The organism is Clostridium sp., assembly GCF_051650885.1.
Classification (GTDB): domain Bacteria; phylum Bacillota; class Clostridia; order Clostridiales; family Clostridiaceae; genus Clostridium.
Genome location: NZ_JBOFRG010000359.1, coordinates 24774 through 46338 on the forward strand (window position 1 = coordinate 24774; position 21565 = coordinate 46338).

Sequence of the window (21565 nt, forward strand, 5' to 3'; positions counted from 1 at the left end):
AGATATCAAGGGGGATATATGAATAAAAAGAAACTTTGTACAATGATATTAATAGCAGTGATGGCAGTACCTTTAGCAGGAGATATAGTAGCATATGCAACTACAAAATCGCAAAATCAAATAAATCAAAATAAAGATAAGATAGATGACTTAGAAGAAGAAAAAAAGAAATTAGAGAATAAAAAGAAAGATGAAATGGGAAGACTTTCAGAAATAATGAAGGAAGTCCAGGTTAAGACAGAAAGTTTAGATAAGCATCAAAAAATAGTTGATGGATATACAGAAAAAATAAATAAAATAGATAATGAAATAAGTACTTTGGAAAATAAAATCAAAGAAACTGAAAATGAAATAATAAATACAGAAAATGAAATAAAGAAAAATGAAGAAGAAAAAAAGATTAGAGAAGAAATATTAGGTGGAAGATTAAGCAGTTACTATAAAATGGATATGAATGCTCAGTTTTTACATATGATTTTTTCAAGTGAATCAATTGGGGACTTAATATCAACAATATTTAACATAAATAAAGTTATAAAAACAGACCAAGAGCTTATAACAGAAATAAAAGCTTTAACAGAAGAGCTAGATAAAGAAAAAAAGACTTTAGAAGAAAGTAAAACTAGAATTGAAGGCGATAAAAAAGTAGTTGAAGTTAGCAAGAGAGAGCAAGAAAAACTAAAAGCAGAAGCTGAAGTAGAGAGAAATAAATGGAAAGCAGAAGTAGAAGGTTTAGAAGCTATAGAAAATGAAAAAAGAAATATTATAAATAATATGGAAAATAGAGAAGAAAGAATCGAAAAAGAAATTGGAGATTTAATTGACTTTAATAAAGAATTACAAAAAGAAATAGATGGTGTGTTTGACCAAATTGGAAATCAAGGAGGAACAGCACCGTCAGCAAGTGGATTTGTAAGACCAAGCAGTTTTGGAATATCAAGTCAATATGGACCAAGAGTTCATCCCGTGACGGGAGATAAAAATGGATTCCATACAGGGACAGACTTTGCAGCACCATATGGAGCAACAACAGTTGCAGCAAATAGTGGAACTGTTGTATTTTCAGGAGTAATGAGTGGATATGGAAATACTGTAGTAATCGATCATGGAGGCGGAGTTCAAACATTATATGCTCATGCAAGTCAAAATCTTGTATCTAGTGGGCAAAAAGTAAGTAGAGGACAAGCAGTTGCAAAAGTAGGTAGTACAGGTCAAAGTACAGGACCACATTTACATTTTGAAGTAAGAGTAAATGGAAGACATACAAATCCTATGAATTATATAAGTTAACAATTATAACATATGGCTAGATTATACTTGAAATTTAATCTAGTTGTATGTTACTTTTATTTTTAGAGAATATATAATGAATATATTTAAAAAAACTTACATATATGGTAAAATAAAGTTTAACATAATAAAGGAGCAATATTATGATAAGATTAGATAAAAAAACTTACTTAAAAGATTCAGAAGAGTATGAAGCTTATACTGAAAATGAAGCTAAGCTAACAGATAAAGAAAAAGAAATGTTAGGTATAAAAACATGTGCATGTAAATGTAAAAAAGGGAAATAGAAAATAGGAGGTATGGGATTTGGCTAAACCAAGCATATTTAGTAAAAATTACGAAAAGAAAATGAAACGAAGAAGACTAAGAATTACATTAATAATTGTTGTATTAATAGCTGTTTCATTAGGTTTGTTTTATCAATTCAAACTAAAAGATATGGATTTTAACCAAATTATAAACAGTCTTCAAGCGTGGGTGAATAATGAAAATGCTCCTAGCGAAGAAAAGAAAGATGAAGTTACAAAACCACCAGTAAAAGATGAAACACCAGAAGTTGTGTCAAAAGCTATAGTGAAAGAATATAAACTTTTAGACAATGAGACTATTAAGGTAAAAGTACTTGATGAAAATGGAAATGTAACTTTTAGTAGTATAGAAGAAAAAGGATATTATAGTAGTATATCTAGCGATAAAAAAGAAATGGTTGTTTTAGATAAGAATCAAAATATGTTTCTATTAAATGTAACTGGAGATACTAAAAATATAACTAAACAAGAATATGTTTCAAGTAAAGGAACAAAATATCCTAAGGATGCTATGCTTGCAAAAGAAAAAGGACGCGGAGTAGATTACCTATGGGAAGCCACACCAAAGTTTATAGATGAAAATACCATAGCATATATTAGTAACTTACCTTACTTTGGTGCATCTGCTAAAAATAAATATATATGGATTTATGATATAGTGAATAACACTTATAAACCTATATATAAAAGTGCATCACCTGAAACAGAATTAATAGGAGATTCAGGGGTAGGTGGGAAACTGAAAGTTAAAATTGGAAATGACGAATATAATTTAGATAATAAGGGAAACCTTTCTAAAGAGTAAAATTAGGAAGTATGTAACAATAAAGGTTTGATAATAGGCATTAAACTATGTTATAATAGCCTAGTTAAATAAATGAATAAGAACTATTTTAGGAGGAATAAAAAATGGAAGCTAAAATGGAAAAAATAGAAGCTAACGTTGTAAAATTTGAAGTGAGAGTAGAGGCAGAAAAGTTTACTGCTGCTTTAAATAAAGCATTCAACAAAAATAAAAATAAATTTAATATCCCAGGATTCAGAAAAGGTAAAGTATCTATGGCGATGATCAAGAAGTTTTATGGATTAGAAGTTCTTTTTGATGATGCTGTAAATACAGTAATAAATGAAACATATCCAAAAGTATTAGATGAAAACAACATAAGACCTGTAGACTTCCCATCAATTGATGTTTTAGAAGTTGGAGAAGGTAAAGAATTAGTTTATACAGCAACAGTAACTGTATATCCTGAGATTGAATTAGGAGAATACAAAGGGTTAGATGTTAAAAAGCCTGTATATGAAGTAGCAGAAGAAGAAATTGACAATCAAATAAAAGCTATGCAAGAAAAAAATGCAAGAGTTTCAGTTAAAGAAGAAGGAACTGTTGAAAATGGAGACACAGCTGTTATAGATTTCAAAGGATTTATAGGAGATACTGCTTTTGATGGTGGAGAAGGACACGACTATCCATTAGAAATTGGTTCAGGATCATTCATAGGAAACTTTGAAGAGCAATTAGTTGGAATGAAAGCTGGAGAAAGCAAAGACGTAGTAGTAACTTTCCCTGAAAATTATGGAAAAGAAGACTTAAACGGAAAAGAAGCTAAATTCGAAGTAACTGTAAAAGAAATAAAAGTTAAAGAATTACCAGCATTAGATGACGAATTAGCAGGAGAAATATCAGAATTTGATACATTAGAAGCATTAAAGAATGATATGAGAGAAAAATTAGTTAAAGCTAATGAAGAAAAAGCTAAAAGAGAATTTGAAGATGCATTAGTAAGTGCTGTAATAGAAAATTCTAAAATGGAAATACCAGATGCAATGATAGAAAAAGAAATCGATGCTATGGTAAAAGATTTAGAAAATAGATTACAATATCAAGGATTAAGCCTTGAGCAATACATGGAGTTCACTGGAAATGATGTAGCTAAAATGAGAGCATACATGAAAGAGAACGCTGAGAAAAAAGTTAAAGGTGAGTTAGTAATTGAAGCAATTGCTAAAGCAGAAGACATGAAAATTACTGATGAAGATGTAAATGCTAAAGCATTAGAATTAGCAAAAATGTACACTTCAGAAGATAAAGCAGAAGAAATGTCAAAAATGTTAGCTGCAACTCAAAGACAAATGATTGAAAAAGAAATGATAGTTGTAAAAGTAATAGAATTATTAGAAAACAACTGTAAATAATATGTAACGATAGTGATTGCCAGAGAAGAGATTTTTCTGGCAATTATTTAAAATAAAATTAATAATAAACTATAGATTAATAAAAAGAAATTATGTTAATACTAATAAATGTTACATTTTAAGGAGGGGAAAAGTATGAGTTTAGTACCAATGGTTGTAGAACAAACAAATAGAGGCGAAAGAAGTTATGATATCTTTTCAAGATTATTAAAAGATAGAATAATAATGATAAATGGAGAAATAAATGATGTGACTTCAAATTTAGTTGTAGCACAGCTTTTATTCTTAGAAAGTGAAGATCCAGACAAGGATATATACATTTATATAAACAGTCCAGGAGGATCTATTACATCAGGAATGGCTATATATGACACTATGAATTATATTAAGCCAGATGTATGCACTATATGTATAGGAATGGCTGCTTCAATGGGAGCATTCTTATTAACATCAGGGCAAAAAGGAAAGAGATTTGCTCTTCCAAATGCAGAAATTATGATTCACCAACCTTTAGGAGGATTCCAAGGGCAAGCAACAGATATAGATATACATGCTAGAAGAATCATTAGAATAAAAGAAAAATTAAATAAAATTTTAAGTGAAAATACAGGGCAACCTTTAGAAAAAATAAATGTTGATGTTGAAAGAGATTATTTCTTAGAAGCTGATGAAGCAATGGAATATGGATTAATTGATAAAGTAATTCAGAAAAACGAAATTTAAGAATAGTCTACTTTAGTGAGGTGAGTTTATGGCGAAGTATGAAGATAAAAAGCAACTAAAGTGTTCTTTCTGTGGTAAAAGTCAAGATCAAGTAAAAAGACTTATTGCAGGGCCGGGAGTATATATATGTGATGAATGTATTGAATTATGTTCTGAAATCATAGAAGAAGAAATAGTAGAGAAAAAAGAAGACGTTGTTTTAGATAAATTACCAAAACCGGCAGAAATAAAAAACCATTTAGATGATTATGTAGTAGGTCAAGATAATGCTAAAAAATCTTTATCTGTAGCAGTATATAATCACTATAAAAGAATAAATGCTAAAGGTAAAACTACAGGTGATGTAGAATTACAAAAGAGTAACGTTTTATTATTAGGGCCTACAGGTTCAGGTAAAACATTATTAGCTCAAACATTAGCAAAAGTTCTTAATGTACCATTTGCTATGGCAGATGCAACAACATTAACTGAAGCAGGATATGTTGGAGAAGATGTTGAAAATATTCTTTTAAAGCTTATACAAAATGCTGATTATGATATTGAAAAAGCTGAAAAAGGAATAATATATATAGATGAGATTGATAAGATAACAAGAAAATCAGAAAATCCATCAATAACAAGAGATGTTTCAGGAGAAGGAGTTCAACAAGCATTACTTAAAATTCTTGAAGGAACAGTAGCTTCAGTTCCACCACAAGGTGGAAGAAAACATCCACATCAAGAGTTATTACAAATAAATACTACAAATATCTTATTTATTTGTGGTGGAGCTTTTGATGGAATTGATAAAATTATTGAAAAAAGAACTGAAAAGAGTGGAATAGGATTTGGAGCAAATATCCAATCTAAAGTAGAAAAAGACTTAGGTGTTTTATTAAAAGATATAATGCCTGGTGATTTATTAAAATTTGGATTAATTCCAGAGTTTGTTGGTAGATTACCTATAATAGTAACTTTAGAAAACTTAGATGAAAATGCATTAGTTAAAATTTTATCTGAGCCTAAGAATGCACTTGTAAAACAGTATAAAAAGTTATTTGAATTAGATAACGTTAATTTAGTTTTCAATGATGAAGCATTAGAAGCAATTGCTAAAGAAGCAATTAAGAGAAAAACTGGAGCAAGAGGACTTAGAGCTATAATAGAAGAAGTTATGATGGACATAATGTTTACAGTACCATCTGATGAAGCTGTTAAAGAAGTTATAATTAAGAAAGAATGTATAACATCTAAGGAAGATCCAGAATTAATAAGAGATGAAGATAAAAAAAATCTTTTAGAAGAAGCTAAAATAGAAGAATAATAAATTGTTATTTGATAAAAACCCATCCTTGAAATCAAGGATGGGTTTTAAATTTAGGATTTCAAATAAGAAAATAGAGATTAAAAGGGGAATTATTGAAAAATAATAGACTTATGTTATACTAAATAAGTATAATATAAAAGTTTGGAGGAAGAGTAAGATGGAGAAAAATATTGTACTTCCTTTAATTCCTCTTAGAGGGTTAACAATCTTTCCTAATATGATTATTCACTTTGAAGTAGGTAGAGAGAAGTCAAAAGGTGCTTTAGAATTAGCAATGAAAAATAATGGAGAAATATTTTTAGCACCACAAAAGGATGCAGAGGTTGAAGAACCTAAAAAAAGTGAAGTAAGTAAAGTAGGAACTATAGCTAATATAAAACAAATAGTGAAGTTACCAAATGGAACTTCAAAAGTTTTAGTAGAAGGTATAGAAAAAGGTAAGATAGTAAAGTTTAAAAATAAGAAAGAATACTTAGAAGTAGAGATAGAGAGAATTAAAGACGCAGAAGTAAAAGAAGAAGATAAGAAACTATTAGAAGCAGGTTTAAGAAGTATAAAAAAATCTTTTATTTCATATATGAAACTTATAGGAGATACTTCTCCTGAGCTTGTAAAAGGAATTGAACTAGAAGAAGATTTAAGTAGATTAATAGATGTAGTGTCAGGAATAGCTATAGCAAAAGAAGCAGAAAGAGTAAGTATGCTTGAAGAAACTGATACAAAGAAAAAAATGAAAAAGCTATTGGTTATATTAGAAGAAGAGATAAATATACTGAAGGTTCAAAGAAAGATAACTAGTGCTGTAAAAGCGAAAATTGATGCGAGTCAAAAAGAATACTTTTTAAGAGAGCAAATTAAAGCAATTCAAGAAGAACTTGGTGATGAAGAAGAATCAGAAGTTGAAAAGTTTGAAGAAGCTATAGAAAATAGAGAATTGCCAAAAGAAGTAGAAGAAAAGCTTTTATATGAAATCAATAGATTAAAATCAGCAGGTTCAAGTAGTTCAGAAGCAAATGTAATAAGAACTTATATTGAATGGATATTAGATATTCCATGGGAAAAGAATACTGATGAAGTTGTAGATTTAAAAAAAGCAGAAGAAATTATAAATAGAGACCACTTTGGTTTAGATGATGTAAAAGAAAGAATAATAGAATTTTTAGCTGTAAAGAAAATAAGTGGTGATATGAAAGGTCCAATTCTTTGTTTAGTAGGACCACCTGGAGTTGGTAAAACATCAATAGTAAAATCTATTGCAGAATCAATGAATAGAAAATATTCAAGGATTGCTTTAGGTGGAATGAGAGATGAATCAGAAATCAGGGGACATAGAAAAACTTATGTAGGGGCTATGCCAGGAAGAATAGTAAATGCACTTAAAACAGCAGATAGTATGAATCCAGTTTTATTATTAGATGAAATAGATAAAATAAGTTCTAGCTATAAGGGAGAACCATCAGATGCATTGTTAGAAGTTCTAGATTCAGAACAAAATAATACATTTAGAGATAATTATATGGAACTTCCAATTGATTTATCTAAAACTTTATTTATAGCAACAGCTAATAGTTTAGATACTATCCCAAGACCTCTTTTAGATAGAATGGAAATCTTAGAAGTATCAGGTTACACTTACGAAGAAAAATTCAATATTGCTAAAAAGTATTTATTACCTAAGCAATTAAAGGAACATAACTTAGGAAGTAAGAGTATTAAAGTTTCTGATGGAGCTTTAAAAATGATTATAGAGGGCTATACTAGAGAGTCTGGAGTTAGAGGATTAAATAGAAGTTTAGGTTCTTTAGTTAGAAAAGCATTAACAGAAATGATAAAAAAAGATAAAAAATCTATGACTGTAAATGAAAAGAAAGTTATTGAATTGCTTGGTAAAAAGATTTATTCAATTGATGAAATGGATATAGAAGATAAAATAGGTGTAGTTACAGGAATGGCGTGGACAGCTTATGGTGGAGATACATTACCTGTTGAAGCAGTAGTGATGGATGGGACAGGTAAGCTAGAGCTAACAGGAAAGCTTGGAGAAGTTATGCAGGAGTCTGCAAAAGCAGCATTTACTTTTGTTCGTGCAAACGCAGAGAAGTATGGAATAGAAAAAGATTTTTATAAGAAAAAAGATATTCATATCCATGCACCAGAGGGGGCAGTGCCAAAAGATGGACCATCAGCAGGTGTTACCATGGTTACGGCAATGGTATCAGCACTTACAGGAAAACAAGTAAAGCATAATATTGCTATGACTGGAGAAGTAACTTTAACAGGAAGAGTTCTTCCTATAGGTGGGCTTAAAGAAAAAGCTTTAGCAGCTTCAAGATTTGGAATAGATACTATTATAATTCCTAAAGAAAATGAGAAAGATATAGAAAAGATACCAGAGAGTATTAAAGAAACATTAAAAATAATAACTGCAAGCCATGTTAGTACGGTAGTTGAAAATGCAGTAATTGGAGTGAAAAAATAATGAGAATAAAGCAGTCTGAATTTATAATATCAGCAGTTAGAAAACCACAATATCCAATTGATGAAAGAGTGGAAATTGCATTTGTAGGAAGATCAAATGTTGGAAAAAGTTCTATAATAAATGCACTTACAAATAGAAAAAAGTTAGCTAAAGTAAGTCAAACACCAGGGAAAACAAAATTAATCAACTTCTTCTTAATAAATAATGATTTTTATTTAGTGGATTTACCTGGATATGGATACGCAAAAGTATCAAAGGTAGAAAAGGAAAGCTGGGGTAAAACAATAGAAGATTACTTAGCTGGAAGAGAAGAACTAAAGAGAGTTGTTCTTTTAGTTGATTCAAGACATAAGCCAACTGGTGATGACATAATGATGTATGAATGGATAAAGCATTATGGATATGATGTTGTAGTTGTTGCAACTAAAAGTGATAAGCTTTCAAACAATGATTTAAGAAAAAGCGAAAAGTTAATAAGACAGACTCTAAAATTAGAAAAAGAAGAAAAGTTACACTTCTTCTCATCTCTAAATAAAAAAGGAAAAGATGAGCTTATAGATAACTTATTCTTAGAGTTTGCTACAGATTTAGATTAAAAAAGAAATTTTGATAAAAACAAGCACAGTAAAAATTACTGTGCTTATTTTGAATCACTCAAAGAAAAAAATGGATTAAATGGAAAAAAATGATATAATGTGATGGGGGGGGAATTTATATAAATTATATTGTAAAGGTTGATTAATTAAAAGTATTTAAAATAAAAGAGATATTGTTATAAAGGGTAAGAGAGACATTGGATATGGAGCAGTATCTATTTAAAAATGGGAGGGGATTATGAGTAAAAAGTATTTAATAGGAGTATTTTTAGGGATTGCTATTACTATATTCTTAGCAATAGGAAGTTTAAGCAATGCATATAATAACTTTATGTCATTAAATCCTATGTATAGAGGTGAAGTTACATCAATAGGAATAAATAGTGATTTAATAAATGGTGAAAAATGTGTAGAGTTATTTTCTAAAGATAAAAATGTTTCTGTATCGATAGAGCATATTGGGGTAGATGTGAGCTATGGACAGGCTATATATTTTAATGAGTTAAGAGGGAAAATAAAAATTAGTGAGGGAAGATTTTTAGAAAAAAAAGATTTTCAAAATGGGAATAATAAATATATTGTAATTGGAAAGGATATGAAAAAACATATTATTGATGAAAAATATATAAATGTGAATGGACAAAAATTTGAAGTGATTGGCGTGTTAGGAAAAGAGAATAAATCTAGTGTTTATGATAATACATTTTATATAAATCTGAATGGATATATGGATACTTTAGATAATGAAGAAGTTGAAATGTATGTAAATAGTAGTAGTGTAGATGTGATAAATGCAATGAAAAATGAATTTAAAGATATAAGTGTTTATGAAAATGTTGAGAGCAAAAATTTATTTTTTAAAGTTATGGGAGATTCTAAAGCCGGGATGGCTTCATTTGGTTTTATGTGTATGTTGTTTTTCTTGAATATAATAAACATAACATCATATTACGCAAAGTATAAGCTAAAGGAAATTGGAGTTAGAAGAAGCTATGGTGGGAATAGCTGGAGTATATTTAAGTGTATTTTTGAAGAATACATAAGCTTGGCTACGGTAGGCTTTTTGGCTGCATTGATTGTTTATTTTGTGTTAAGTAAAATAAGTGCATTAAGTCCTTTTATGGGAGAAAGTATAGGAATTGTTAGTATTATGTTTGCATATTTGATTATAGTGTTTTTAGGTGGAATAGTTTCTATTATATCCTTTACAAAAACTCGTAAATATAAAATATGTGAACTTTTAAAAGGGAGATAAAGGGATGAGAAATACTGCTTGGATTATTATTGATAGATTTAAAAAACATCCACTATTTAGTATAATTGCTATAATTCAATTTACTATTATATTTTTTCTTATATATGTAGGAGTTGGAAGCTTTTTAGAATATGGAAAGACCACTACGGGTTTAAAAAAAGCTTTAGGAAGTTCAGAACTTTATAAGATAAGTAGTGTAGAAGATTGGATGAATAATACATCTACTAAAGAGGATATAAAAGATTATAATGAGTTTTATCATTATTTAAAAGATAATTTTAATATGCTTGGGTTTTCTAATAATAATATGTTAGTTAAAAATATAAAGTTAGATAACAGTGTAGAAGTTGAAAATGGTGCAAATATAGAAAATATGCTAACTAGATTAATGGTTAATGAAAAGTATATGAAAGAGTTTGAGATAGAAGTAGGTGAGGGAAGAACTTTTAATACTGATGAATATGAAAAAAATTATGATAAAGAAAAGGTTCCCATAATTTTGGGCAGTGACTTTAAGAAAATAACTGAGATTGGTGCAGAGTTTGAAGTATATATAGATGAGAAATGGAGAAATGCTGAAGTTATAGGTTTTTTGAAAAAGGGACAGGAGTTTGTAGAGACACCTATAGGGAATTATTCAATGATAAGCTATGATAATGTAGCAATCGTACCAGAATTTTTAATTGAAGATAATACGTTTGATCGTCTAGGAAATATATACCTTTATAAACTTATTTCAGAATCGTATATAACAGATTTAAGTGCAGAAGATAAAATAAAAATAAAAGAAAAAGCTAGAGAACTTGATTTATTTCAAGTGCAGTTTACTAATATAACAGAGGCTGTGGAGAGCTTTAAAGAATTATTTATTGAATTACAATTTTTCAATATAGCAATATTGTTATTAACATTTTTAATTGGAGTGGGAAGCTTAGTGTTAAGTATTATTAATTCAATTAATGATAGAAAAAAAGAGTTTGGGATATACTTTGCATTAGGTGCAACTAAAGGCAGGATTATAAATATTGTAATAATAGAAGTTTTATATATAACTATTTTAGCAGGGATAATGAGTGTACCTTTAATAATTAGTAGGAGTGTTATTTCTGGGTTTAGCATTACAGGGTTTATTATGATGTGGATTATAATAGCCATTGTAAATATAGCTATTATAATAATTCCAATAAAGAAAATAAAAGAAACACCTATGAGCAGTTTAATTAGGGAGGAATAGTTAATGGATATAAAGATTAAAAATGTATATAAAACATATGGTAAAAAAAATAATTTAGTGAAAGCATTAAATGGAGTAGATTTAGAGATAAAAAAAGGTGAGATGGTAGCAATTATAGGAAAATCAGGCTCTGGAAAATCTACACTTTTGAATATTATAGGACTTATTGACAATATGGATAGTGGAGAATATATTTTAAATGAAGAAAATGTAAGTGGAATTTCTGAGAAAGCATTAGCAAGTATGAGAAATAAAAGTTTTGGATTTATTTTTCAACATTTTGGGCTTATTAATGATATATCAGTATTTAAAAATATAAAGATACCACTAGAATATGCGAAAGTTCCTAAGAAAGAGATAAAGGAAAGAGTATTAGAAAGTCTTAGAGAGGTTAAATTAGAAGAAAAGGTTAAAGAAAAACCTAAAAATTTATCAGGGGGACAGTGCCAAAGAGTAGCTATTGCAAGGGCACTTATAAACAAGCCTGATGTTATAATTGCAGATGAGCCAACGGGAGCTTTAGATAAGGCTACTGGAAAAGAAATAATGGAAATATTTAAAAGAGTTAATAAAGAAGGAAAAACTATAATTATAGTAACTCATGACTTAGAAGTAGCTAATTGCTGCAGTAGAATAATAGAAATAGAAGATGGGATGATAATTAAATAGGTATTAAAGCTAAAGGTGATGTCTTACGTTCAAAGATATCACCTTTAATTATTTTTTTTATTTTTATAGATTAATTTTAGTGTCAAAAATTAGGGTAGGTCATAGTATATAGTATAAACAAAGAAAAAAACAAAAAAATAAGGAGGTATTTGTTTATGGAAATTAATGATATCTTAAATGGATTTAATGGATCTGACTGTGATGATAAAGGATGTAATAATAACAACAATCATCACCATAACAACAATTGTAATAACAACTGTGGAAACAGCACTTGGTTAATATTATTACTTTTATTAGCTGGTGGAAATGGATTTGGTGGTGGATGTGGCCAACAAATGAATCATGGATGTGGATGCAATAGCTGCTGCTGTTGTGAAAAACCAAAATTCAAAAAAGTAAAACAAACAGTTTATTACCCAGAACACAATATAATGCCAAGAGACCCTGGATACAATAACAACATTATTTGGTTAATTCTTTTATTAGGATTATGTGGAAATAATGGATTTGGTTGTGGATCAGGAAATAGCTGTAAATGCTAATTTAAAATTAAGGAGGAAATTGATATGTCAAAAAAATGCGGATGTGGATGTAATAATACAGTAGTAATGCCTTGTAACCCATGTGCTGGTGGGCACAATGGATTTGGATCAGGATATGGATCTAATAATATTATATGGTTAATTCTTTTATTAGGATTATGTGGAAATAACGGATTTGGATTCGGAGGCGGATGTGATGATAATTGTGGAGATAACAATAGCTGGTTATTAATACTATTATTATTAGGATGCGGAGGATCAGGCGGATTCGGTGGATTCGGTGGAAACGGCTGCTGCTAAATCGTAAAATAATTAATTTATCTAAACAAATTAATCAATTGAATAAAAATTGATAGTTGTTGGAGGGCTGTATTTATATAGCCCTCCAAAAAAATATAAATATTTATTTAGGTTAGATACATATAATATAAAAAAAGAAGTAGTTAGGAGATAAAGATGGGGAGTAGAAAAAAACATAGAAATAGAGAAAATGAAGTTTATGGGAATGGGGGAATGGAAAATAATAATCCTTTAGGATTAGATTTTAATACCTTAAGTTCACTATTGGGGAATATTGATCAAAATCAATTGATGAGTATGGTACAGATGCTTGGACAAAATGGCATAAACATGGATAATATGGGTAATGCATTTAATAATATGGGGAATAATAGTGGATTTAACAACGGGAATAATAATAATTCAAATAATATGAATTATGGAAATGATAAGAATTATAATAGTAATTCAAATTATGGGAATAATGAAAATCTTAATAATGAGAAAAAAAGTGGTGAATTAGACACAAGTACCTTGATAAATAAATTAATGGGGAATAGTAATGAGAAAAGTTATGAAGCGATAGAGCAGGAAAAGAAGTTGAAGGAAGAAAAAGAAAGTATGGAAAATGATCCTAATATAGAAATGTTATTAGCTATTAGAAAAATAGTAAATAAAGATAGGGTGCGATTTATAGATAGAGTTATACAACTATATCTTAAAGGGGAATTTGGAGAATTTTAAAAAAGATGAATATAAAAGAGAAAAGGGGTAATACTAGTAGTGTAAAAGAGATATATCTTTTATACTATATTATTAAATTAATATAGTTAACCCCCCCATCCCCCTTTTAGGTCGCGAAAGCGGCCTTTTTATTTGATATAATGATAAAGCAATCGTTGAAATTTAATTTTTCAACGATTGCTTTTAAAATTTAATAGCTATTTATTATGAGAAAAAAATCTCATTTCAGAAATTCTAAGGTCATTATAGTAGCTTTTGTTTAATTTCACTTCTACATCAAATGGTGTAATAGTTCCATCTTTTTTATGCTTTTTAGAAAAAGATAAAATATATGTTGATTCTAAAATGTTTCCTTTATCATCTAAGGTAGAATCAAAGAAAAAACCACATTTAAAAGAATAAGTGTAAAATGACTTATCTAGCTTCCAAAGGTTTGATAAATCGCTAGAAGAGATAGTGTCTGTAAAAATATCAGGGTGGCTATCTATTATTGCATCTAAATTGATATAGTCAATAAGTGAAATTACATTATCAATACCTGGAAATTTAATATCTGTAGAATTTATATCTAATAATTCATTGTTAACAAGCATATTAGATTTTATATTTTCCTTTTTCTTTATGTAATTTAGAGAAACTAATTGAGGCGTTTTTACCATATTTGAATCAATTAATCCACAAATATTGTTTGAATGGGTTAAAATTAATTCAAAATTTTTATTATAAGAAAAAATAAAGTTTGTAAGTACGCCATCTTTAACACCTTGAATTAATAATTCAGGTTTATTATCTCTAGAAAGATTTATAAATCTAAGCTTAAAGATAGAGCCTTCCTCACTAGAACATAATTTATTGTCACTTGTTAAGGAACTAAGAAGGGTTGTAGAAGAGGTTGAAGTTATTTTAACATCATAAAAAGTATCGTTTTGTATAACTTCAACAGTTTCTTTTATACCATCACCAGTTAAATCTATTAGACTTTTCTTTAAAGTATTGCTACTTGAAATATTATTAAAAGAAGAAAAACATAAAAGTGATTTATTTGGGAAAGGTATAAAAAAGAAAAGAGTAAAAAGTATAAATAATACTAATAATATTAGAGAAGATTTAAAATATTTTAAATTTAAATTTTTCATAAAAAGTCCTCCTGTATAAGTTAAATTAAAAGTTATTGGAAAGGGAGATGAATAGTAGTGAAGAAAAAGAATATTTTATGGCTAATAAGTATTCTAATAATACTTATTATTTCTTTATGTGGGTGTAATTATAACTCAAATAAAGAAAAAGGTTTTAAAATTTATTATAATAAAAATACAGTAAAAGAAATTTCGGTTATAGAAAATTTGGTGAGAAAATATGAAAAGGAATCAAACAGAAAAATAGAAATAATTGGATTAGATTCCGAAGAAGATATAAAAAGCTATATTGGAGAAAATAAAGAACAAAGTATAGTTTTACTAGATGGGTATTCATTTTTAGAATTTATAAATGAAAATTATTTACGTGATATTGGGTATCTTTATAAAGAAAAAGAAATAAGAGAAAAGTTTTCAGTAATGACTAATAGCTATGGAAGGGAAAAGGGGGTGTATAATGGAATCAGTATTATGCCCTTTTCATTAGAACTTATAATAAATAAAAAAGTATTAGATGATAAAGGAGTAGAGTTTGAAAGAAACAATATTTCAGATGCAATAATAAAATTAAATAAGAATGGAATAAAAATATATTCGTATATAAAAAGTGAATATACAAAAGAATTATTAATAACATCATTAATAGCTAATGATACTATAATTTATGATATAAATGAAACTCATGCAACAAGCTCGTTGAAAAATAAAATATATTCAATAAAAAATGGTCAAGAAATTTTTGAAAAATTAAATTATTTTTATAAAGAGGGAAGTTTCAAAGAGGAAAATTTTATTGATGGGAATGAAAAGTTAATAGAATTATTTAATGAGGGAAAGATTGGAGCAATGCTAACAACGACCTTAGTGGCAGATAAATTTAATCCTAATATAGAAACAGTAATTGTAGATAAATTGCCTATATCTAATATTAGTGTTAATGCACCTATTGGGATGGATATGATAATAACTAGTGCTATAGGGAAGAAAAATAGAGATGAAACTGATAGATTTCTTAGATTTTTGCTACAACCAAATGGAATAGAAGAATTGGGAAAGGAGAATATTGTAACAGGAAATAAAAAAGGAGATAGTATGCTAAGTGGAGTGCAAGCTAAAATGGCAAAAGTGATACATAATGATAGTGAGATAAATAAATTCTTTTTTAATATAATATCAAATGAAGGGGTAGAAAATATAACAGAAGAAGCTAAAAATGTTATGAATGGAAAATATGATGGAATGGAATGGGAGAGAGTGATAAAAAAAACAACGCAATAAATGCGTTGTTTTATTTGCAATCTTTACATATTCCGTAAAAGTAAAGTTGATTTGAAAGAACTTCATAATCTGAAACTTTATTTGCATCGTTATTAATATCTTTAAAAATATCGTTAGCTAAATCATCAACTCTACCACATTTTATACATTGAATGTGAGGGTGAGTTTCACATTTACCGTCATATCTGAAATTTCCTTCACCAACATTAATTTCTTTAACTAATCCAACTTCCACTAGAGTTTTTAAAGCCTTATACACTGTTGCTAAACTCATAGTAGGATATTCAGGTTGAATTGCTTTGTAGATTACCTCAGCAGATGGATGCTCGCATGTGCTCATTAAATACTTATATACGGCAAGTCTCTGTGGAGTAAGCTTTAATTTTTTTTCCTTAAATATAGATGATATATTCTCCATAATTCTGTACTCCTTATCTAGTATGACATAATTATATAACCTAACCTAAAAAAAATCAACAATTATTTATTAATAAAGATTATTAGTAAAAATAAACAAAAAAATAAAAGTTGAAAAAAGAATATATGTATGTTAAAATAAAGACAAAGTTGTTAAAAAAATAACAAATTCCATGTTTATTTATTTTTAATTTATTTATTTTTTAGAACAGGAAACTGTTCTATTTTTTTTATAAATGTTAAAAAATAATGAAAAAACTAAATAATGGATAATGAAAGTTGAAAATGGAATTTTAAGGTGATAAAATTAAAACAATGATATAGATAAATTAGGAGGAAAAGAATATGGCTAAGTACAAAGTTGGAGATAAATTAATTATTATAAATGATCCTACAAAGGAAAAAGAAAGATTGAAAGAGCTTACAAAATTAGAAGTAGAAGATGATTTTGCACAAATCTCTTGGGGGATAAAAATTGTAAGTGTTGAATATGCTAAACCAAATGTAACATTAACTTACAGAAACATAAAGGGTGAATTAAATAAAGTTTTTGCTGAATGTAAGGATATAGAAAACTTTGATCAAGAAAGAGTTTTAGAAAAAGCATTACTAAAAGCATTCCAAAATGAAATAATAGATCTTTCAGTTGGTAAAAATACTGGATTTTTCAAATAATTTACAAAAATGTATGCCGTGTGTTATAATTTAACATACGGTATTAATTTTAATTGGGGTATTTAGGGGGAGCTAGGATGAATGTTTTCTTTGCAAAACAAGCGATATATAATTCAGATAAAGAAATAGTTGCATACGAATTATTGCATAGAAATTCATATAAAAATGAATTTGATAAGAGTATTGAGGAAAATGAAGCTACATATAAAATAATAAATACAATATCTAATTTGGGAATCAAGGAAATTGTTAAGAATAAGAGGGCATTTATTAACTTTCCGGAGAAAGCTATATTAAGTGAGATGTTTAAAGACTTACCAAAAGAAAATATAGTTCTTGAGATATTAGAAAATGTAGTGCCTACAAGTGAGATTATTAAAAAAATTTGTGAATTAAAAGATTTAGGGTATGTAATTGCACTAGATGATGTAAGTAAAAGTATGAATTATAAAAAGTTTTTAAGTTATATAGACATATATAAAATAGATTTTACATTAACAACCAAAGAGGAACGTTTAGAAATTTTAAACTATATAAGAAGTGTAGACTATAATGCAAAATTTTTAGCAGAAAAAATCGAAAATAGAGAAGAATATGAAGAGGCCTTAAAAGAAAAATATGAGTATTATCAAGGGTTTTATTTTAGTAAACCAATAATTGTAGATAAAGAAATAAAAGAATATATTATGAAATAAAAAGAAAAAACTTTATTTTTTGAAAAAAATGTTATATAATGGTACAAAATAACTGTTTTCGTTTACAAGGTGGGGAGAATTATGAAAAAATGTCCTTTTTGGTCACATGATGAGATGGATAAAGAATGCTTTAATGAGTGCATTATGAATAAAGGGTTTAATAATGATGAAGAATGTATTTTTTTAGAGTATTTAGATGATGCTAACTTAGAAAAAACAATGGATATAGATATAATGGATGAAGTAGCATTAGACATGGAATAAAAAAATTTAATATAAGAATTAAAAGTGAGGCAAAAGATGCTTCACTTTTTTTCTGTTAGTATGTAAAATTGAAAGATGGACATAATTCAAAGAAGTAGGAAGGTGATAATTTGAATTTAGATATAAATCAAAACAAAGCAGTATATGCTAAAGAAAAAAATGTACTAGTAGTAGCAGCACCAGGTTCAGGAAAAACAACAGTTATAATAAATAGAATAAATTATTTAGTTAATGAGTTGAATATAGAAAATAAAAATATAATAGTAATAACTTTTACTAAAGCAGCAGCTTTAAATATGAAGGAAAGATATAAAAATAAATTTAATAGGATGAATTCACCATTTTTTGGAACATTTCATGGATTGTTTTATAAAATCCTTTCAAGAGAAGGAATAAAAATTGATATAATAGATGATTTTAAAGGAAATAGAATAATTCAAGGTGTTTTAAAAAAATATGTAGATGAAGTAAATGATGATAAAGTTAAAGAAGTTAGAAATAATATATCGTTATTTAAAACAAGTAGATGTAGACTCTCAGATTTTACACCAACTATAACAAAAAAGATATTTGAAGAATCCTATAAAGTCTATGAAGAATTTAAGGATGAAAATAGATTGTTAGATTTTGATGACTTAGCAATAAAAGCATTAGAACTTTTAGAAAACAATGAGTATTTAAGAGAAGGCTATAAGGGATTATTTAAACATATTCTTGTTGATGAATTTCAAGATTGTGATAACTTACAAGTAGAATTTTTAAGTTTAATGAATGAAAGAAGTAATCTTTTTTGTGTGGGAGATGAGGATCAGTGTATCTATTCCTTTAGAGGTTCTAAGCCAGAATATATGGTAACTTTTAATAAGATATTTGACAAAGGAAAAAAATACTTTTTAGAGATAAATTATAGAAGTTCTAAAAATATAATAGATGGTTCAAAAAAAGTAATTAATGAAAATAAACAAAGAAATAAAAAAGAAATAAAAAGCTTTAAAGAAACCAATGGACAGATAGAATGTGCAATGCCTTTAGATGAAAAAGAACAAAGTGAAATGGTAATAAAAAAGATAAAGGAAAATGTATGGAATAAAGATTACAGATTTGATGAAAATATAATTCTTTATAGAACAAATGCTGAAAGCATGAGCTTTATAGATGCCCTTACTAGAAGCAGAATTCCATTTAATATTTTAGATAGAGAATATAATTTTTATGACCATTTTATATGTAAAGATATTATTGCATATCTAAAGTTTGCATTGAATCCTTATAGCAAGGCTGAATTTTTAAGAATTATAAATAGACCTTTTAGATATGTAAGTAAAGCAAATGTAGAATATATAAAAGGATATAAAGGAGAACTTAGTCCTTTTGATGCACTGATTAATAAGGATGATATACATAGCTTTCAAAAGAATAAGCTTGATGACTTAAAAAAAGATATAAATTATTTATCTAAAATATCATTAGGAAGTGCTTTGCAATTTATAATAAGTGATTTAAATTATATAGATTACTTAAGTGAATACAGTGAAAAGTTTAGTCAAAATATGTCTGACTTAGAAGAGATACTTGAGGAGTTTAAAATTTTAGCAAGTGACTTTAATAATATCTTAGATTTCTTTAATCATATTGATGAAGTAAAAGAAGAAATTAAAAGCTCTAAAAATAAAGATGATGAAGACAGAGTAATTTTAAGTACCATACATAGAGTAAAGGGAATGGAATTTAAAAATGTCTTTCTAGTAAATTGTGTTGAAGAGATTATGCCACATGCTTCCGCAAAAGAAGAAGGTATAGAGGAAGAAAGAAGAATATTTTACGTTGGAATGACAAGGGCTATTGATAATTTATATATTTTTGCACCTAGAATGAAAGGTGGAAGAGCAAGAGAAGAATCGAGATTCTTAAAAGAAACAGGATTCAAGCTAAAGGAGTTAGAAAATAAGGGATATGTAGTAGGAGCAAAAGTAATTCATAAAGGAAGAGGGGAAAGAGGGATTATTAGAGAGCTTAATGGAGATAGAATAAAGATACTTCTAATGGATAGTGGTGAAAAAACCTTTAAGCTAAGTATCTTGTTAGAAAAAAATCTTTTGTGTCTAGAATAAAAAGGAATAACTTCGATTTTTCTATAATAAAGGTAAGTTGAAGGGTTTTTAAATATAATATATAATTTAAAGAGACTTATGTTCAATTGAATATAAGTCTTGTTTGAATAAAAGGAGATAGAAATAATGATAGATTTTTTTAAAGAAGCAAATGAGTTTAAAGAAGAATTAATAGAAATAAGAAGAGATTTTCATATGCATCCAGAGCTTGGATTTGAAGTTTATAGAACTATAGGAAAAATAAAAGAATTTTTAGAAAAAGAAAATATAGAATATAAAGAAGTTGGCAAAAGTGGTCTTTGCGGAATTATAAAAGGTGAACTTTCTGACAATGGAAAAGTGATAGGGGTTAGAGCCGATATGGATGCCCTTCCAATACAAGATAGAAAGGTATGTGAATACTCATCTAAAGAAAAAGGAAAGATGCATGCTTGTGGACATGATGCACATGCAACAATACTTTTAGGAGTAGCAAGAGTATTAAATAAAAACAAAGATAAGTTTGGTGGAATAGTTAAGCTTATATTTGAGCCTGCTGAAGAAACAACAGGAGGAGCACCACATATGATTGAAGATGGTGTTTTAGAAAATCCAAGAGTAGATAAAGTTATTGGTCTTCATGTTGAAGAAAAATTAGAAGTTGGGAAGATAATGATAAAAAATGGTATGGTAAATGCAGCTTCTAATCCATATAAGATAACTGTAAAAGGACATGGGGGACATGGAGCAAGACCAAATACAACTGTAGACCCAATAGTTATAGGAGCAAATATAGTAGGAACTCTTCAAACTATTGTAAGCAGAGAAGTTTCACCACTTAATCCATGTGTTATAACTGTTGGAAGCTTTCATGCAGGAACAGCACAAAATATTATTCCAGAAGAAGCACAAATTGAAGGAATAATAAGAACAACAACTCCAGAAGACAGAGAGTACGTAACTAAGAGAGTTGTAGAAGTTTCTAAAGGAATAGCTGTAACAGGAAGAGGAGAAGCAGAAGTATTAATAGAAGAAAGTTATCCTTGTTTAATAAATGAAGATTCATGTGTAGAATTAATAAGAAATACAGCTAGTGAACTTTTAGGAAAAGAAAATGTATTAGAACAACCTAATCCAAGTATGGGAGTTGAAAGCTTTGCATACTTTGCAATGGAAAGAGATTCAGCATTTTATTTCCTAGGAACAGGTAGTGAAAAAAGAGATAGTTTTAGACCAGCACATAGTGGAATGTTTGATATTGATGAAGAAGCATTACCTATTGGAGTTAGTATACAAAGTGCAGCAGCATTTAATTATTTGACAAGAGCGTAAATCTTTATTAATCTAATAAGATAAGCAAAGTTTACTAATGAAGTAAAAATAGGA

At 27.9% G+C, this 21565-nt stretch carries 22 protein-coding genes; 20 read left to right on the forward strand and 2 right to left on the reverse strand.

Features of this window, described 5'->3' with window-relative positions; all coding sequences use genetic code 11:
• Positions 1-18: 18 nt before the first annotated feature.
• The 14 genes from ACRC28_RS18175 (at position 19) to ACRC28_RS18240 (ending at position 13624) form a co-directional block, all read left to right on the forward strand.
• Positions 19-1290: a murein hydrolase activator EnvC family protein gene (locus tag ACRC28_RS18175; protein WP_438544862.1), complete on the forward strand. Its 1272-nt coding sequence runs from the start codon at positions 19-21 to the stop codon at positions 1288-1290.
• A 143-nt stretch (positions 1291-1433) separates the two neighbouring features.
• Entirely contained in the window at positions 1434-1577 is a 144-nt protein-coding gene (locus tag ACRC28_RS18180) for a hypothetical protein (protein WP_438544863.1), read from the forward strand.
• 19 nt (positions 1578-1596) lie between these two features.
• Positions 1597-2403: a hypothetical protein gene (locus ACRC28_RS18185; protein ID WP_438544864.1), complete on the forward strand. Its 807-nt coding sequence runs from the start codon at positions 1597-1599 to the stop codon at positions 2401-2403.
• A 104-nt stretch (positions 2404-2507) separates the two neighbouring features.
• Positions 2508-3794 carry a trigger factor gene (gene tig, locus ACRC28_RS18190; RefSeq protein WP_438544865.1) on the forward strand — a complete coding sequence of 429 codons (1287 nt, stop codon included), beginning with the start codon at positions 2508-2510 and terminating at the stop codon, positions 3792-3794.
• Between the two features lie 135 nt (positions 3795-3929).
• Complete coding sequence (clpP, locus tag ACRC28_RS18195; protein WP_438544866.1) at positions 3930-4517, forward strand: ATP-dependent Clp endopeptidase proteolytic subunit ClpP; 588 nt, start codon at positions 3930-3932, stop codon at positions 4515-4517.
• Positions 4518-4545: 28 nt separating this feature from the next.
• Positions 4546-5820, forward strand: a complete 1275-nt coding sequence (clpX, locus tag ACRC28_RS18200; protein ID WP_438544867.1) for an ATP-dependent Clp protease ATP-binding subunit ClpX — start codon at positions 4546-4548, stop codon at positions 5818-5820.
• 160 nt (positions 5821-5980) lie between these two features.
• Positions 5981-8302 (forward strand): endopeptidase La, encoded by a 2322-nt coding sequence (gene lon, locus ACRC28_RS18205; protein ID WP_438544868.1) that lies wholly within the window; start codon positions 5981-5983, stop codon positions 8300-8302.
• A complete protein-coding gene (yihA, locus tag ACRC28_RS18210; RefSeq protein WP_438544869.1) occupies positions 8302-8898 on the forward strand; it encodes a ribosome biogenesis GTP-binding protein YihA/YsxC in 597 nt (198 codons plus the stop codon). Before lon ends, yihA begins: the two co-directional genes overlap by 1 nt.
• Positions 8899-9136: 238 nt before the next feature.
• Complete coding sequence (locus tag ACRC28_RS18215; RefSeq protein WP_438544870.1) at positions 9137-10153, forward strand: ABC transporter permease; 1017 nt, start codon at positions 9137-9139, stop codon at positions 10151-10153.
• Between the two features lie 4 nt (positions 10154-10157).
• The gene (locus ACRC28_RS18220; protein WP_438544871.1) at positions 10158-11387 is read left to right on the forward strand and encodes an FtsX-like permease family protein; all 1230 of its coding nucleotides are present in this window, start codon (positions 10158-10160) and stop codon (positions 11385-11387) included.
• A 3-nt stretch (positions 11388-11390) separates the two neighbouring features.
• Entirely contained in the window at positions 11391-12056 is a 666-nt protein-coding gene (locus tag ACRC28_RS18225) for an ABC transporter ATP-binding protein (RefSeq protein ID WP_438544872.1), read from the forward strand.
• A 155-nt stretch (positions 12057-12211) separates the two neighbouring features.
• Positions 12212-12601: a hypothetical protein gene (locus ACRC28_RS18230; RefSeq protein ID WP_438544873.1), complete on the forward strand. Its 390-nt coding sequence runs from the start codon at positions 12212-12214 to the stop codon at positions 12599-12601.
• Between the two features lie 24 nt (positions 12602-12625).
• Positions 12626-12901, forward strand: a complete 276-nt coding sequence (locus ACRC28_RS18235; protein ID WP_438544874.1) for a chorion class high-cysteine HCB protein 13 — start codon at positions 12626-12628, stop codon at positions 12899-12901.
• Positions 12902-13057: 156 nt separating this feature from the next.
• Positions 13058-13624, forward strand: a complete 567-nt coding sequence (locus ACRC28_RS18240; RefSeq protein WP_438544875.1) for a hypothetical protein — start codon at positions 13058-13060, stop codon at positions 13622-13624.
• A 197-nt stretch (positions 13625-13821) separates the two neighbouring features.
• Here the strand turns inward: ACRC28_RS18240 and ACRC28_RS18245 are convergent, their stop codons facing one another.
• Complete coding sequence (locus ACRC28_RS18245; RefSeq protein ID WP_438544876.1) at positions 13822-14760, reverse strand: hypothetical protein; 939 nt, start codon at positions 14758-14760, stop codon at positions 13822-13824.
• A gap of 57 nt (positions 14761-14817) precedes the next feature.
• Between ACRC28_RS18245 and ACRC28_RS18250 the strand changes: the two genes are divergently transcribed.
• Entirely contained in the window at positions 14818-16038 is a 1221-nt protein-coding gene (locus ACRC28_RS18250) for a hypothetical protein (RefSeq protein ID WP_438544877.1), read from the forward strand.
• Positions 16039-16048: 10 nt separating this feature from the next.
• Here the strand turns inward: ACRC28_RS18250 and ACRC28_RS18255 are convergent, their stop codons facing one another.
• Positions 16049-16456, reverse strand: coding sequence for a Fur family transcriptional regulator (locus ACRC28_RS18255; RefSeq protein WP_438544878.1), 408 nt, complete (start codon positions 16454-16456; stop codon positions 16049-16051).
• Positions 16457-16800: 344 nt separating this feature from the next.
• Here ACRC28_RS18255 and ACRC28_RS18260 point away from each other — a divergent pair, with 344 nt between their 5' ends.
• The 5 genes from ACRC28_RS18260 to ACRC28_RS18280 all read left to right on the forward strand — a co-directional run bounded on the left by ACRC28_RS18260 (position 16801) and on the right by ACRC28_RS18280 (position 21511).
• On the forward strand, positions 16801-17130 hold the full coding sequence (locus tag ACRC28_RS18260; RefSeq protein ID WP_438544879.1) for a hypothetical protein: 330 nt from the start codon (positions 16801-16803) through the stop codon (positions 17128-17130).
• Between the two features lie 77 nt (positions 17131-17207).
• Positions 17208-17825 carry an EAL and HDOD domain-containing protein gene (locus ACRC28_RS18265; protein ID WP_438544880.1) on the forward strand — a complete coding sequence of 206 codons (618 nt, stop codon included), beginning with the start codon at positions 17208-17210 and terminating at the stop codon, positions 17823-17825.
• Between the two features lie 81 nt (positions 17826-17906).
• Complete coding sequence (locus tag ACRC28_RS18270; protein ID WP_438544881.1) at positions 17907-18089, forward strand: hypothetical protein; 183 nt, start codon at positions 17907-17909, stop codon at positions 18087-18089.
• Between the two features lie 110 nt (positions 18090-18199).
• Positions 18200-20200 (forward strand): ATP-dependent helicase, encoded by a 2001-nt coding sequence (locus ACRC28_RS18275; RefSeq protein WP_438544882.1) that lies wholly within the window; start codon positions 18200-18202, stop codon positions 20198-20200.
• Between the two features lie 126 nt (positions 20201-20326).
• Positions 20327-21511, forward strand: a complete 1185-nt coding sequence (locus tag ACRC28_RS18280) for a M20 metallopeptidase family protein (RefSeq protein ID WP_438544883.1) — start codon at positions 20327-20329, stop codon at positions 21509-21511.
• Positions 21512-21565: the final 54 nt, after the last annotated feature.

Excerpts from the sequence above, each read along its gene's own strand:
- ACRC28_RS18175 (WP_438544862.1), top strand. The coding sequence starts at position 19 with ATGAATAAAAAGAAACTTTGTACAATGATATTAATAGCAGTGATGGCA.
- ACRC28_RS18180 (WP_438544863.1), top strand. The coding sequence starts at position 1,434 with ATGATAAGATTAGATAAAAAAACTTACTTAAAAGATTCAGAAGAGTAT.
- tig (WP_438544865.1), top strand. The coding sequence starts at position 2,508 with ATGGAAGCTAAAATGGAAAAAATAGAAGCTAACGTTGTAAAATTTGAA.
- clpP (WP_438544866.1), top strand. The coding sequence starts at position 3,930 with ATGAGTTTAGTACCAATGGTTGTAGAACAAACAAATAGAGGCGAAAGA.
- clpX (WP_438544867.1), top strand. The coding sequence starts at position 4,546 with ATGGCGAAGTATGAAGATAAAAAGCAACTAAAGTGTTCTTTCTGTGGT.
- lon (WP_438544868.1), top strand. The coding sequence starts at position 5,981 with ATGGAGAAAAATATTGTACTTCCTTTAATTCCTCTTAGAGGGTTAACA.
- yihA (WP_438544869.1), top strand. The coding sequence starts at position 8,302 with ATGAGAATAAAGCAGTCTGAATTTATAATATCAGCAGTTAGAAAACCA.
- ACRC28_RS18215 (WP_438544870.1), top strand. The coding sequence starts at position 9,137 with ATGAGTAAAAAGTATTTAATAGGAGTATTTTTAGGGATTGCTATTACT.
- ACRC28_RS18220 (WP_438544871.1), top strand. The coding sequence starts at position 10,158 with ATGAGAAATACTGCTTGGATTATTATTGATAGATTTAAAAAACATCCA.
- ACRC28_RS18225 (WP_438544872.1), top strand. The coding sequence starts at position 11,391 with ATGGATATAAAGATTAAAAATGTATATAAAACATATGGTAAAAAAAAT.
- ACRC28_RS18230 (WP_438544873.1), top strand. The coding sequence starts at position 12,212 with ATGGAAATTAATGATATCTTAAATGGATTTAATGGATCTGACTGTGAT.
- ACRC28_RS18235 (WP_438544874.1), top strand. The coding sequence starts at position 12,626 with ATGTCAAAAAAATGCGGATGTGGATGTAATAATACAGTAGTAATGCCT.
- ACRC28_RS18240 (WP_438544875.1), top strand. The coding sequence starts at position 13,058 with ATGGGGAGTAGAAAAAAACATAGAAATAGAGAAAATGAAGTTTATGGG.
- ACRC28_RS18245 (WP_438544876.1), bottom strand. The coding sequence starts at position 14,760 with ATGAAAAATTTAAATTTAAAATATTTTAAATCTTCTCTAATATTATTA.
- ACRC28_RS18255 (WP_438544878.1), bottom strand. The coding sequence starts at position 16,456 with ATGGAGAATATATCATCTATATTTAAGGAAAAAAAATTAAAGCTTACT.
- ACRC28_RS18260 (WP_438544879.1), top strand. The coding sequence starts at position 16,801 with ATGGCTAAGTACAAAGTTGGAGATAAATTAATTATTATAAATGATCCT.
- ACRC28_RS18265 (WP_438544880.1), top strand. The coding sequence starts at position 17,208 with ATGAATGTTTTCTTTGCAAAACAAGCGATATATAATTCAGATAAAGAA.
- ACRC28_RS18270 (WP_438544881.1), top strand. The coding sequence starts at position 17,907 with ATGAAAAAATGTCCTTTTTGGTCACATGATGAGATGGATAAAGAATGC.
- ACRC28_RS18280 (WP_438544883.1), top strand. The coding sequence starts at position 20,327 with ATGATAGATTTTTTTAAAGAAGCAAATGAGTTTAAAGAAGAATTAATA.